At 40.4% G+C, this 13,639-nt stretch carries 10 protein-coding genes; 6 read left to right on the top strand and 4 right to left on the bottom strand.

Going from position 1 to position 13,639, the window contains the following annotated elements; translation table 11 throughout:
• Positions 1-27 precede the first annotated feature (27 nt).
• The gene (locus A7P54_RS08245) at positions 28-450 is read right to left on the bottom strand and encodes a hypothetical protein (RefSeq protein WP_004801483.1); all 423 of its coding nucleotides are present in this window, start codon (positions 448-450) and stop codon (positions 28-30) included.
• Positions 451-711: 261 nt separating this feature from the next.
• On the opposite strand from A7P54_RS08245, the gene glpK reads away from it, so the two are divergent.
• The 3 genes from glpK (at position 712) to glpD (ending at position 4,818) form a co-directional block, all read left to right on the top strand.
• Entirely contained in the window at positions 712-2,226 is a 1,515-nt protein-coding gene (glpK, locus tag A7P54_RS08240; protein WP_171549283.1) for a glycerol kinase GlpK, read from the top strand.
• A 51-nt stretch (positions 2,227-2,277) separates the two neighbouring features.
• A complete protein-coding gene (locus A7P54_RS08235; RefSeq protein ID WP_171549282.1) occupies positions 2,278-3,036 on the top strand; it encodes a DeoR family transcriptional regulator in 759 nt (252 codons plus the stop codon).
• 261 nt (positions 3,037-3,297) lie between these two features.
• A complete protein-coding gene (glpD, locus tag A7P54_RS08230; protein ID WP_171549281.1) occupies positions 3,298-4,818 on the top strand; it encodes a glycerol-3-phosphate dehydrogenase in 1,521 nt (506 codons plus the stop codon).
• Positions 4,819-4,870: 52 nt separating this feature from the next.
• On the opposite strand, the gene A7P54_RS08225 is transcribed toward glpD, so the two are convergent.
• The 3 genes from A7P54_RS08225 to A7P54_RS08215 all read right to left on the bottom strand — a co-directional run bounded on the left by A7P54_RS08225 (position 4,871) and on the right by A7P54_RS08215 (position 9,931).
• The gene (locus A7P54_RS08225) at positions 4,871-7,039 is read right to left on the bottom strand and encodes a TonB-dependent siderophore receptor (protein WP_171549280.1); all 2,169 of its coding nucleotides are present in this window, start codon (positions 7,037-7,039) and stop codon (positions 4,871-4,873) included.
• Between the two features lie 161 nt (positions 7,040-7,200).
• Positions 7,201-7,908 (bottom strand): hypothetical protein, encoded by a 708-nt coding sequence (locus A7P54_RS08220; protein WP_004801475.1) that lies wholly within the window; start codon positions 7,906-7,908, stop codon positions 7,201-7,203.
• Positions 7,909-8,101: 193 nt separating this feature from the next.
• Complete coding sequence (locus A7P54_RS08215; protein ID WP_004801473.1) at positions 8,102-9,931, bottom strand: phosphoenolpyruvate carboxykinase (GTP); 1,830 nt, start codon at positions 9,929-9,931, stop codon at positions 8,102-8,104.
• A gap of 397 nt (positions 9,932-10,328) precedes the next feature.
• Between A7P54_RS08215 and A7P54_RS08210 the strand changes: the two genes are divergently transcribed.
• The 3 genes from A7P54_RS08210 to A7P54_RS18980 all read left to right on the top strand — a co-directional run.
• On the top strand, positions 10,329-11,267 hold the full coding sequence (locus A7P54_RS08210) for a diacylglycerol kinase family protein (protein ID WP_171549279.1): 939 nt from the start codon (positions 10,329-10,331) through the stop codon (positions 11,265-11,267).
• A complete protein-coding gene (locus A7P54_RS08205; protein WP_171549278.1) occupies positions 11,248-12,006 on the top strand; it encodes a metallophosphoesterase in 759 nt (252 codons plus the stop codon). Before A7P54_RS08210 ends, A7P54_RS08205 begins: the two co-directional genes overlap by 20 nt.
• Before the next feature lie 363 nt (positions 12,007-12,369).
• The coding region (locus tag A7P54_RS18980; protein WP_252728604.1) for an Ig-like domain-containing protein at positions 12,370-13,639 on the top strand (1,270 nt) is incomplete at its 3' end.

The following is a 13,639-nucleotide window of genomic DNA, read 5'->3' as shown; positions in this document are numbered from 1 at the left end:
TCCATTTTTATTGATCAAGTCATAAAATTAAGAACAGGTATAGCGAACCACTTTGAGTGTGCTTGGACGTGTTTCAAGTGCCTGACGGGTTGCATAGCCTTCGCTATTATTCAAATCTGGCGAATTAGATAAGCCAAATGTTGCGCGGCTATTACCAATTTTTACGCCATATTGCTCTTGTTGGGTTGGATTGACGATTTCATTGACACTCAATACTGCAAGTTTATAGGTTTTATCTGCACCTAAAATTTGCTTGCAGGCATGTTGTAATTTTTTCTCATCTAGATCGCTATTGCTACGTGCCGCGAGGGTATAGGCAACAGTCGCAGAAGTGGCCGTTTTATTTTCAATTTGATAACCCGTTGTGCCATTGTATTGATGTGGACTACTTTGACAGGCTGCAAGAACAAGAGCACCGCTCATAATTAACAATAAATTGGTTTTTTTCATATCAATGATCCTGTTATTTCTGGTTTTAGTATCGCATAAAATAAGTTTTTTATTGTGAGGAATCTTTAAAACACAGACTATTCATCGTTTTTTAGCTTCAAATATAAAGAAAGAATTTTCGTTTTCGAACAATTTTGCATATAATCTGCCAAGTTTTTTATTTAATACAGAAGTCATTGCTTTTTTGTAGTATTTGAGCCCGTTTTTTAACGGGCATTTAATTTATTGCACTATACATAAGCAAGTCTGGATAGGTATGTCATGATCTCTACAGATAGTCAAAAGAAATACGTGGTTGCATTTGACCAAGGTACAACCAGTTCACGTGCGATCGTATTGGATCACGATGCGAATGTCATCAGTATTGCTCAGCGTGAATTTACGCAAATTTACCCACAACCAGGTTGGGTTGAGCATGATCCAATGGAAATCTGGGCAACGCAAAGTGCGGTATGGGTTGAAGCTTTAGCGCAAGCAAGTATTTCTAGCGAGCAAATTGCAGCGATTGGGATCACCAATCAGCGTGAAACCACTGTCATTTGGGATAAGCAGACCGGCAAACCTATTTACAATGCAATTGTATGGCAAAGCCGTCAAAGCAATGAAATTTGTAATCAACTGCGTCAAGATGGTTGGCAGGATTACGTTCATAAAGTGACTGGTTTGGTGCTTGATCCGTATTTCTCTGCGACTAAAATTAAGTGGATTCTTGATCGTGTTGAAGGCAGTCGTGAACGTGCAGAACGTGGCGAGCTTTTATTTGGTACCATCGATACATGGTTGCTGTGGAAATTGACCAATGGCCAAGTGCATGTGACTGACTATACCAATGCATCTCGCACCATGTTATTCAACATCGAAACGCTTGAATGGGACGATAAACTGCTTGAAGCGTTAAATATTCCTAAAGCGATGTTGCCCGAAGTTCGTGGTTCTTCTGAAGTCTACGGTTATACACATACCATTAGTGGTCAAGAAATTGGGATTCCAATTGCAGGTATTGCAGGGGATCAACAGGCTGCATTGTTTGGACAAATGTGTGTTGAAGCGGGTCAGGCAAAAAATACTTATGGTACAGGTTGCTTCTTGCTCATGAATACGGGCAAACGCATTGTACAATCTAATCATGGTTTATTAACGACAATTGCATGTGGTCCGCGTGGTGAAGTGAACTATGCACTGGAAGGTGCGGTGTTCAATGGTGGTTCATGTGTGCAATGGTTGCGTGACGAACTTAAGGCGATCAATGATTCGCATGATTCCGAATACTATGCAACCAAGGTAAAAGACAGTAATGGTGTCTATGTGGTGCCGGCATTTACAGGTTTAGGTGCACCATATTGGGATCCAACAGCACGTGGTGCGATCTTGGGGATTACCCGGGGTGTAAGTATCGAACATATTATTCGCGCCACATTGGAGTCGATTGCTTACCAAACCCGTGATGTATTGGATGCCATGCAGCAAGATTCAGGTGAGAAATTGCGTACCTTGCGTGTCGATGGTGGTGTAACTGCCAATAATTTCTTGATGCAATTCCAAGCCGATATCATGGGGACTTCAGTAGAACGTCCGGCAATGAAAGAAACCACAGGGATGGGCGCAGCATTTTTAGCAGGTCTCGCAGTCGGTTTCTGGTCGGATTTAAATGAATTGAAGAGTAGAATGACCATCGAAAATACCTTTACCCCAGAGTGCAGTCAGGATGTGACTGAAAAACTGTATAAAGGTTGGTTAAAAGCAGTCGGACGTACTCGTGATTGGGCGGAAGATTAAGCTAAAATAATCTCAATTTAAGATGACTAAAACAACATAGGATGGATGAGCATGAGCTTGATACTACGCCAACAGAAAACCCTCGAATTAGTGAGAGAGCGTGGCTATATCAGTATTGAAGAACTTGCTCAGCATTTTGATGTCACCCCGCAAACCATCCGTCGTGATATTAATCAATTGGCCGATGAGGGTTTGCTTCGCCGTTATCATGGCGGCGCGGCGCATGATTCAAGTGTGGAAAACACTGAATATACCATGCGTGTTGGTCATATGTTGGAAGAAAAAAGAAGGATTGCAGCGGCCGTGGCTGCTGCAGTTCCTGATTATGCTTCTTTATTTATCAATATTGGGACCACCACCGAAGCCATTGCCCACGCATTGCTGAACCATACGGGTTTGCGCATTATTACAAATAATCTCAATGTCGCCAAAATTCTGAGTACTAAAGAAGACTTTGAGGTCTTGATAGCCAGTGGACGTGTGCGTCCTGATGGTGGGGTGATTGGTCAGGCGACTGCGGATTTCTTTAAGCAGTTTAAGGCGGATTATGCTTTAGTCGGCATTAGTGGTATTGAAGAAGATGGCACCTTGCTGGATTTTGATTTCCAAGAAGTATGTGTCTCTCAGGAAATTGTATCCAGTGCCCGTCAAGTGTTGCTTGCTGCGGATAGCAGTAAGTTTGGTCGTAATGCGATGATTCGTTTGGGCTCGCTCAAGCAAGTTGATTGTATTTTTACCGATCAACAGCCGAATGATGAATTTATGAAAACTATTCGAGATTTAGATGTTGGCTTGATTGTTGCCCAGTAAATCTTCATTTTCGAAAAATTGTTACTTTTCTTGAGTTGAGATTATTTGGCTCAAGAATATTTAAATAAGAATAATGCTGTAACCATGAGCAGGCTTTGTATTGCCAGAAGATCCTCTTTTTAATCGATTCATTTTCAATTTTGACCATTTATCTAAAAATGTCTATAAATTGGCATTTTTTTGACGTTTTTTTATTGTTTGTTTTCATTTTACATGTTTAAATGTTCGTTATTGAACAATAATGAAAATTTGCGGTGATTTATGCAAACTTCTCCTCAGTCAAACGACAAAATTTATGATCTTGCTGTAATCGGTGGTGGTATCAACGGTGTTGGTATTGCAGCGGATGCTTCAGGTCGTGGTTTATCTGTATTCCTCTGTGAAAAAGATGATTTGGCCAGCCATACCTCTTCTGCAAGCAGTAAGTTGATTCATGGTGGTTTACGTTATCTTGAACACAAAGAGTTTCGCTTAGTCCGTGAAGCGCTGGCTGAACGTGAAGTATTGTTGGCAAAAGCACCACACATTATCCGTCCAATGCGTTTTATCATGCCGCATCGCCCACATCTGCGCCCAGCATGGTTGATTCGTACAGGTTTATTCTTTTACGATCACTTGGGTAAACGTGAAAAGTTATTGGGTTCGAATAACGTTTATTTTAAAGAAGACAGTCCATTAAATGCTGCAATTACTCGCGGTTTTGAATATTCAGACTGTGCAGTCGATGACTCTCGTCTGGTAGTGCTGAATGCCATGCATGCGCGTGAGAAGGGTGCGGATATTGTGACGCGTACCCGTTGCCTATCAGCACAACGTGAAGGGCAATATTGGGTTGTGGATTTGGAAAATGAAAAAGGCCAATTCCAGATTAAAGCCAAGGCTTTAGTCAATGCTGCTGGCCCTTGGGTGGCACAATTCATTAAGCAAGATCTACAGCTTAAATCGCCGTATGGTATTCGTTTGATTCAAGGTAGTCATATCATTGTGCCGAAGCTTTATGAAGGCGATAAAGCCTTTATCATGCAGAATGATGACCGTCGTATTGTATTCGCGATTCCATACTTAGACCAATACACCATGATTGGAACCACGGATCGTGAGTATCAAGGTGATCCTACGCAAGTAAAAATCACCCAAGAAGAAATTGATTACTTGATTGAGGTGAGCAATGGACACTTTAAAAATCAGTTAACACAAGCCGATATTATTTCGACTTTTGCAGGTGTGCGTCCATTGTGCGATGATGAATCAGACAATCCATCTGCAATTACTCGTGATTATACTTTGGCTTTATCGCAAGAATCGGAAGATCAAGCCCCATTATTGTCTGTGTTTGGCGGTAAGTTAACGACTTACCGTAAGTTAGCAGAATCTGCCATGCAGCAGCTCAAAGCATTTTTCCCAGAAATGAAAGGCAGTTGGACAGCGACAGAAGCTTTGCCTGGTGGTGAAAATATGGCAACAGCTGAACAGTTGGCGAAAGAGATTCGTGCACAAGTCACTGATGCATCTGAGGCGTTGGCAAAACGTTGGGCATCTGCTTATGGTTCACGTATTTGGAATATCTTAGGTGAAGCTACTTCGGTTGAGCAGTTAGGTCAGTATTTTGGTCAAGGTTTGTATGCGAAAGAAGTGGATTATTTATGCCGCTTTGAGTGGGTAACGACCAGTCAAGATATTTTGTGGAGACGTTCAAAGCTTGGTCTCAATTTTACACCAACTGAAATCGAAAGCTTAGATGTGTATTTAGCAAATAAACCCAATACCACGGTTGCTGCTTAACAGTTCTCAATAAAAAAGCCCCTTTGATAAGGGGCTTTTTTATGGGTCTTCATTAGTATTTGAAGCGGAATGCAACGGTGTAATTTGCAGGTGCTCCGTAGAAGGCTTGTCCATCGGTAAAGCTGTTTAAATATTTCTTATCCGTTACGTTATTGGCATTGGCCTGAATACTGAGATTTGGACTAATGTCATAACTTGCCATCAAATTCAGCAAGGCATAATCACTTTGTTTGAGATAAGTGCTATAGCTTGGGTCAAAACGGGTGATTTTACTTTGCCATTTTAGACCTGCACCCACTTTCAGTTTTGGCAGCTGTACAGGGGAATAGGTCGTCAATAGATTAAAGCTTTGTGTTGGATTGTAGGTTCTTGCAGCGCCGCCATTTTTTAGGTCTTGCAGGCTAAACTGGGTATAGCCGAGAGAAACATTGACCTGATCAGTTAATTGTCCAGCTAAGCCGACCTCTACACCTTGTGAACGTAGATCACTGATTGCAGAAGTGCGATTCAAAGGGTGGCTATCTGTTGGGCGAAGTGGGTAATTACTTTCTTCAGTTCTAAACACCGCCAATGTTCCAGTTAGCTTATTGTCTAACCATGAACTCTTAAATCCGACTTCATAGCTTTTTCCTTTAATCGGATCTGCAACTTTTCCTGTTTTCTCATCGACTGCAGTTTGTGGGCGGAAAATTGAGGTATAGCTCATATAGCCCGTATATTCAGGTGTGAAGTTATAGGTGATACCTGCATAAGGGGAAACTTTACTTTCATCGTAAACCATGGGCGCATTGTAACTTGTACCTTCACTTTTGGCTTTGACGTAGTTTGCGCCTAAAGTGAGTTTTAGGTCTTCATTTAAATGAAGGCGTGTCGCTGCATAAATGGATTGATTGCGCTGTGTATAGTCGGCTGTTTCAGAAAAATCAGACCAAGTAACATTGTTCGGGGTCCAACTTGACCAATCTGTTGTATAAGGGACATTATCCACATAGTTAATGTTACTGTCGTGCAAAGTGCCATTTTTTGCATGGTCATTTTGGTGGCTATTTGAGAAGGTATAGCCGATGATTGCTTCATGCTCACGATTAAACAGGTCAAATTTGCCTTGTAGATTTAAATCGGCTGTATGTAGTTTATTATTTTCTAAAAAGCCGCTTGGTGTTAGGGAAATACCTGAGCCATCAGCATTTGGATAGCCATAGTAGTAGAGCAGTTGGCTTTTACGATCCTTCTCATTGTAGTTGTAGCTTAGGTTGGCTGACCAAGTTTCTGATAATTTTTGTTTTAACTCAAAAAACGCATTACGTGAAGTATTGTCCCAATAGGTCCAATCTGGATTAGGATTATACGAACGATCATAGCTGATTTGTTTACCTGTAGAATCCATCAGTGGTAAAGCCCCCCAGTTATTGGCATTGGGCTTATTTTTTTCTTGGCTGGCACCAATAGTTAGTAAGGTATTGTCTCCAAGATCAGCCTCTAAAATTCCTGCAATGCCATTTTTCTCAGAACTATAGCGGTCTAAGTTGGAATCGCCTGTTTGTTGAAAACCAGAAACACGGCCGCGAATAGTACCGTTTGGTGATAGGCTACCCGAGGCATCTGCCTCATAACGTTGTGTATCCCATGAGCCATAGCTTAAGCCTGCATTGGCTTGAAACTCTTTGGTGGGACGTTTACGGATATAGTTAATGGTTGCGCTTGGATCACCAAAAGCATTGGTCAGTGCATCTGCACCTTTAATGACTTCAATGCGATCATAAAAGTAGCTGTCTGGATTGGTATCGTTATAATTCCATTCACTTGATGGAAAACCAACTCCATCAACCAGAATGTTTGAAATTTCAAAACCACGTGCCATATACACAGAGCGTTCAGTTTCAAGTGAATTAACGGTCACACCGGGGGTATTGTTGAGTACATCTCTAGAACTGGTAAGGCCAAAATCTTCAATTTGTTGGCGTGTCACTACATTGATAGTCTGAGGGATTTCTTTGGCTTCAATATCGAGTTTGGTGGCGCTTGAACTATTTTTAATGGTATATGCTTTGGTTTGTTCACTGGCATTGCTATCTTGCGAGGCTTGAACTTTGATAGTTGGGAGTTGTTGTGATCCTTCCTCAAGTGCATGGCTATATGAGCTGATACTGACTAATGTGGAGATTGCTAAAAAAAGGGGAGTGCGTTTGAACAGCGTGGAAGAACTCATGTCTACAACCATGTAAATGAGAAATATTATTATTACAATTATTGTTAATATTCGTTAACTTTGCAATTTATTTCGTCCAAAGCTTAATGGGAATACCTAGTGTGGGGTGGAGGATTGATAGGAATTTTCGAAAATTGGGCAATAAAAAGGCCGCCGTAGCGACCTGTGATCAGTTATGTCCAGTCAAATGTAAATAGGACACGTCGAGTTTCGGGTTGGTAAAACATCAAGATATTGTCGGCACCATGATTGCAATACTCCCAACCGGATGCGGAGGCAATAAAATAATAACGTCGTTGCTGTTGGTCAAAGATGTGTACAAAACAATGGTCATCTTGTTCCATATTTTCCAATTTAAGTTGTTCTTCAATCGGGTAGCACCAGTTGCCATATTCAGCATCACCACCCAGTTGATTGAGTAAAATGGTGGGCTTGTCATTTTGATAATTGACATCAGATGTGCTAATCACTCTTTTTTGTTCTAAGAAGCGTTGTTTAACCTGTTTAAAGTCTTCATGCATTTCTTGACTGTGAGTCAAAACCTCAGTGTATGAAGGATGGCTTTTATTTTCTAAAATAAAATAGTGTTGATCAGCCAGCCAATGATATTGAGACTGCTCATCCAACTGTAAAATAAACCAATTTTCATGCGCAAATTCGTTATAAAACTCAGCAGTTTCTGAGCCGATGTAGCATTCATAAGGCTCAATTGGATTGACTAAATGAATCCAACCTTGCCATTCAGGATTGATCTGGGTAAGGTCAATCGAAATGAGGGGGAGTAAATGCTTTGCGAGAAAAGAGTCTTTGGCTGCAAAAACAGTGTCTGAGTCTGGGAGTAATTTTAAAAAATCTTGTGCAATTGTAATATCTTGTTGCATAACTTTTCCTGTTTAAATCGATAAAATACGGATCTCTTTATATTTTTTAACTGACTTTTGCTGGCACATTAAAGTCTTAATTTATTCATCTTCGATGGATGAAAATTACTTTTGAGGCTGTTAGTTTATTATAGTTTTGCAATGTAAGATGACAAAAAAGGTCGCCGTAGCGACCTTTTTATGTCAATGATGATTAAGCAGATTTAACCGCTGCTAATAATTCATTTTGACGATCTTTAAGTGCTTGAGGTAGGCGAGCACCAAGTTTAGTGAATAACTCAGTGTGGCTTTCAAGTTCTTTGATCCATTGATCTTTATCTTGAGCTGTAACAGTGTTGAATTGCTCTTTAGAGAAATCAATACCATTCCAGTTCAATTGTTCGTAAGTTGGAACATAACCGATTGGTGTTTCAGTCGCTTCAGCGCGGCCTTCACAACGATCAATGATCCATTCAAGAACACGCATGTTTTGACCGAAACCAGGCCATACGAAGTTGCCTTCAGCATCACGACGGAACCAGTTTACATTGAAGATTTTTGGTAGTTTATTACCAGCAGCTTCAGCTTTTGCACCAACTTCTTGACCAAGTTGTAACCAGTGACCGAAGTAATCAGCCATGTTATAACCCGCAAATGGAAGCATTGCGAATGGGTCACGACGAACGATACCTTGTTGACCAACCGCTGCCGCAGTTGTTTCAGAGCCCATCGTTGCTGCTTTATAAACGCCATCAACCCAGTCAAATGCTTCAGAAACTAAAGGCACTGTATCAGCACGACGACCACCGAAGATGAATGCAGAGATTGGTACGCCTGCTGGATTTTCCCAGTCAGCGTCAATCGAAGGGCATTGACCCGCAGAAACGGTAAAGCGCGAGTTTGGATGCGCTGCTTTTTCGCCTTCAACGTATGGTTGACCTTTCCAAGTGATTAAGTCTGCTGGAACTTCTTTAGTTAGACCTTCCCACCATACTTCGCCATCTTTGGTTACTGCAACGTTGGTGTAAATCACATCTTTATGCATGGTTGCGATACAGTTCGGGTTGGTTTTGGTATTTGTACCAGGCGCAACACCGAAGAAACCAGCTTCTGGATTGATTGCATATAAGCGACCATCTTCACCTGGTTTGATCCAAGCAATATCGTCACCTACAGTTTCAATCTTCCAGCCTTCATAACCTGCTGGTGGAATTAACATTGCAAAGTTTGTTTTACCACATGCAGAAGGGAATGCTGCTGCGATGTAGTGTTTTTCACCTTGTGGGTTAGTCACACCTAGAATTAGCATGTGTTCAGCTAACCAACCTTGTTCGCGACCCATTGCAGAAGCAATACGTAATGCTAGGCATTTTTTACCAAGCAATGCATTACCGCCGTAACCAGAACCGTAAGACCAGATTTCACGAGTTTCTGGATAGTGAACGATATATTTTTCGTTGTTACATGGCCAAGCAACATCTTTTTGACCATCTTTTAATGGTGCAGCAACAGTGTGTACGCATGGGATAAACTCACCATCTGTACCTAACACGTCATAAACTGCTTTACCCATACGTGCCATTTTAGTCATGCTGACTGCAACGTAAGGTGAATCTGTTAACTCGATACCAATGTGAGCAATGTGGCTTCCTAAAGGACCCATCGAGAAGGGAACCACATACATGGTACGGCCTTCCATTGCACCGTCAAATAATCCATTTAATTTTTCGCGCATTTCTGCAGGAGCAACCCAGTTGTTTGTTGCGCCAGCATCTTCTTCATTTTGCGAGCAGATATAAGTACGGTCTTCAACACGAGCAACGTCAGAAGGATCAGAATTTGCAAGATAAGAACCAGGATGTTTTTCTTGGTTAAGTTTTTGCATGGTGCCGTTAGCGATCATCAAGTCCATGAGACGTTGATATTCTTCTTCGCTACCGTCACACCATTCGATTTTTGCTGGTTTGGTCAATTTTGCAATTTCTTCCACCCATGCAATCAGCTTAGGGTGACGAACGAATTCTGGTGCGTTCACTTGGGTCATGGTGATGCCTTTTTAAAGTGTGTACGACGTACAAATTCTATCCACTGGATGGCAGTGAGACAGATGAAGTAAAAAAAGTGGCTGTATTAAAGCATAAAATCATAAAAAATATAAGACTAAAGAATAGGTAGGTGTGGAAGGAGGGAAATGTTGATTTGTGATTATAATATTGTTTTTTAATAATTTTATTATTCTATGTTTTATTATTTTGTTTTTTTATATGTAATATTTTTTTTATAAATTTCTTTGTTAATCAATATTTTAATTTATTTTTAATTTTTTGAGAATTGTTATTGATTATATGAATAATGTTCATTCAAAATTTACATAAACTTGCTTTTATTTGTTGATTTTGTAAACAAAAATAGGCTTATCAAAAGTCTTAAGGTTGATGCGAATGAGTCGAAATTTACAGCCTTTATCTATTATTTATAATCAAAAATCAGGTTTCCATGCTACGCAGCAAGATGATGAATATGAGCGCCTTATGACATATTGGACACAATATGGGTTTGAAATTCAGGTTTTTGAATTAAATCAGCAGGTTAATTTTGATGACATGATGAGAACTGTTTTGGCTAGGCATCAACAGACTGAATTACGTGGCGTTGTGGTTGCGGCTGGGGGAGATGGAACTTTAAATGCGGTTGCAAAACAGTTAATCCATACGGATATTCCGATGGGGATCATACCGCTGGGTACGTTTAATTATGTTGCACGGGCGTTGAATATCCCGATTGATGTGGCTCAAGCGGCAGAAGTGATTGCAACGGGCAGGATACAAGCAGTGCACGTTGCTGCAATCAATGATCAAATTTATCTCAATAATGCGAGTTTAGGGCTGTACCCTTTATTTATAAAAAAGCGTGAATTATACAATCAACGACTTGGACGTTTTCCGCTAAATGCCTATACATCGGGTTTGGATGTATTACTGCGCGAACATAAATCCTTAAAACTTGCGGTGACCATTGATGAACAGCGCTATCCTGTTGCAACACCGTTAGTTTTTTTTGGTAATAATCAACTGCAACTGAGTGATATGAAATTAAGAATTGCAGAATGTGCTGCTAATGGAAAGTTAGCAGGGGTTGTTGTTGCCAAAAGTGATCGTTTTAGCTTAATGAAAATGTTATGGAAATTGGTTCAGGGCAAAATTGATCAAGCTTCGGATGTGTATTCATTTTGTGCCGAACATATACTGGTCAATTGTAAAAAGCCAAAATTAACGGTGGCAATAGATGGAGAGCTTATGGAGATGGACACCCCATTAAAATTTTCAGTGAGAAAATCCGCGTTAAAAGTGATGGTTCCGAATGTTATTACACCTGTCTGATCTACATTTTGGAACGGAACGTGAAGGTTGCATTCAAGCAATCAAGCAATTTTGCCAACAACATCGTCCTGAAGCTATTGTCGTCAGTGGCGATCTCACACAGCGTGCGCGTTTTAAGCAGTTTTATGCATGTCGCCAATTTCTAGATTCTCTCAACCTTCCTTATATTGTTGTTCCGGGTAATCATGATATTCCGCTGTATCATGTCTGGAATCGCTTCTTTTCTCCCTTTGTCCGTTATCAGGCTTTTTTTGGCCGCTTAGAAACAACCTTAGAAACAGAGCATTTTTATATAGTCGGGATGAACAGTATTCGGCGGCGCTATCATACGCGGGGACATATTTCACTGGATCAAATTCATGAAACCTATGAAAAGTTAAATCATGCGCCTGCGAATAAAATAAAACTGGTGGTTTTCCATCAGCCTTTTTATACCTTCCCAAATGAGCATGGTGATAAAGATTGTCCTGTGCTTGGAAAAATTGCTTTAGAACGCTGGGGAGAGACAGGGTTGTTTGGTTTATTGCACGGACATTTACATAAAGTTGCTGTGCATGATTTAAATCAAATTTTTCAGTTGGGATTTGATCATCCAATTTTAGATATCCATGCAGGCACAGCGACTTCAAACCGATTACGCTTTGGATTAACCAATAGTTTTAATGTAATTTCGGATAATGGCAAGATTGAGCATTATTGGTTTGATGAGAGCTTGGGTAACTTTCACACATTGAAATAAACCAGTTATAAAGATTCTTGTGTGCTTAAGTAGATGATGGTTATAGGTTATATAAATTTAGCTTTACTTGTTTTGTTCGGCGATAATTGAAATGTGATTAATGGCTAAAATCTTGATTAATATTTTATTAATCAATTTGTTAGTTTGGATTTTAAAATAAAAAATACATTTTATAATTGAGCTTATTCTTTCTTAAAAAATATAAATTACTTTGAAAACTGCTGAGGTTTTCTTTCTAAATTTTAGTTTGTAATATGTTGTAACTGCCTAAGTTTTGCTAAGATTTGCTTTTTAATAAAATATGCAAATCGCAAATAAAATATTGAACATTTTTGCGATTTCAGTAGGCAGTTAGGGGTCAAAATGAAACGTGTATTTTTACTGAATAAAAATAATCATAAAACAGCCGCCACATCTGAGATCGGAATAGCAGGACAAACAAAACCAATCCTTTTAAATCAAGCTTTGCTTGCAAAATCTGGGGTTAACGTTGATCAAATCGCTTCAATTACACGTATTGGTAATGATGCAATTGTGCATCTAGTTGATGGTACAAAAGTTATTCTAGAAGGATTCTTTGTACAGGATATTTTGCAGCTTCCGTTACAGGATGGAGAAAGTTTATGGGCTGCAATTGTCGACACTAAAGTTGAAGAGCAACCTATTTCCGATTATTTGGTCTTGGATGGCGTGCCACCAGATGTTTTAGCCTCTGATAGCTCGGTTGTTCGTTCCATATCTGAGATCCCGAATGCGATTGCAACTAATCGTTCAGTTGAGACTAATCATTCAATTGCAACGACAGCTTCTAGCACCGTGGGGAGCATCCCGACTTGGGCATGGGTTGTGGGAAGTGTAGCAGGTGTCGGTGCAATCGCTGCTGCCAGTGGTGGCGGTAGTGGCAGTAAAAAAAATGATCCAGCCCCTGATACCACAGCACCTGTTTCACCTCAAGGTAACTTCACTGAGCAACAGGATGGAAAAACCATAACTGGCCAAGCTGAAATTGGCAGTACGGTTATTGTGAAAGATGTAACTGGTAAAGCGTTGGCGGAAACGATAGTGGGAGCTGATGGTAAATTTAGTCTGACTTTGGTCCATGCTTTGACCAATGGTGAACAGCTTTATGTGACTGCTAAAGATCAAGCTGGCAATGAAAGTACAGCTAGTCTAATCACGGCACCTGATACTACAGCACCTGTATCACCTCAAGGTAGTTTTACTGCACAACAGGATGGAAAAACCATAACCGGTCAAGCTGAAATTGGCAGTGCGGTTATTGTGAAAGATGTGACTGGTAAAGCGTTGGCGGAAACGAAAGTGGGAGCTGATGGTAAATTTAGTCTGACTTTAGCTCATGCTTTGACCAATGGTGAACAGCTTTATGTGACTGCTAAAGATCAAGCTGGTAATGAAAGTACAGCTACTCTGATCACTGCCCCTGATACAACCCCACCTGTTGCAGGGCATCTGGCTTTTACTCATTTTGTTGATAGTGGTCATTCGGATACGGATTATATTACACAAAATAATACGTTTGATCTGCGCTTGACAGGGCAAGAGCAAGGAACAGCGGTTATCTATCAAGTGTCTAAAAATGGCGGTGAGTGGACTGAGACCGTTGTCGCACAAA

The sequence above is a fragment of the Acinetobacter sp. Ac_3412 genome, assembly GCF_013072675.1.
GTDB classification, from domain to species: Bacteria; Pseudomonadota; Gammaproteobacteria; order Pseudomonadales; family Moraxellaceae; genus Acinetobacter; species Acinetobacter higginsii.
The sequence above is the reverse complement of the archived record's forward strand: the minus strand, read 5'-3'. Positions and strand labels throughout refer to the sequence as shown.

Bases quoted from the DNA above. Each gene is read 5' to 3' on its own strand.
- A7P54_RS08245 (WP_004801483.1), bottom strand. From the start codon at position 450: ATGAAAAAAACCAATTTATTGTTAATTATGAGCGGTGCTCTTGTTCTT.
- glpK (WP_171549283.1), top strand. From the start codon at position 712: ATGATCTCTACAGATAGTCAAAAGAAATACGTGGTTGCATTTGACCAA.
- A7P54_RS08235 (WP_171549282.1), top strand. From the start codon at position 2,278: ATGAGCTTGATACTACGCCAACAGAAAACCCTCGAATTAGTGAGAGAG.
- glpD (WP_171549281.1), top strand. From the start codon at position 3,298: ATGCAAACTTCTCCTCAGTCAAACGACAAAATTTATGATCTTGCTGTA.
- A7P54_RS08225 (WP_171549280.1), bottom strand. From the start codon at position 7,039: ATGGTTGTAGACATGAGTTCTTCCACGCTGTTCAAACGCACTCCCCTT.
- A7P54_RS08220 (WP_004801475.1), bottom strand. From the start codon at position 7,908: ATGCAACAAGATATTACAATTGCACAAGATTTTTTAAAATTACTCCCA.
- A7P54_RS08215 (WP_004801473.1), bottom strand. From the start codon at position 9,931: ATGACCCAAGTGAACGCACCAGAATTCGTTCGTCACCCTAAGCTGATT.
- A7P54_RS08210 (WP_171549279.1), top strand. From the start codon at position 10,329: ATGAGTCGAAATTTACAGCCTTTATCTATTATTTATAATCAAAAATCA.
- A7P54_RS08205 (WP_171549278.1), top strand. From the start codon at position 11,248: ATGTTATTACACCTGTCTGATCTACATTTTGGAACGGAACGTGAAGGT.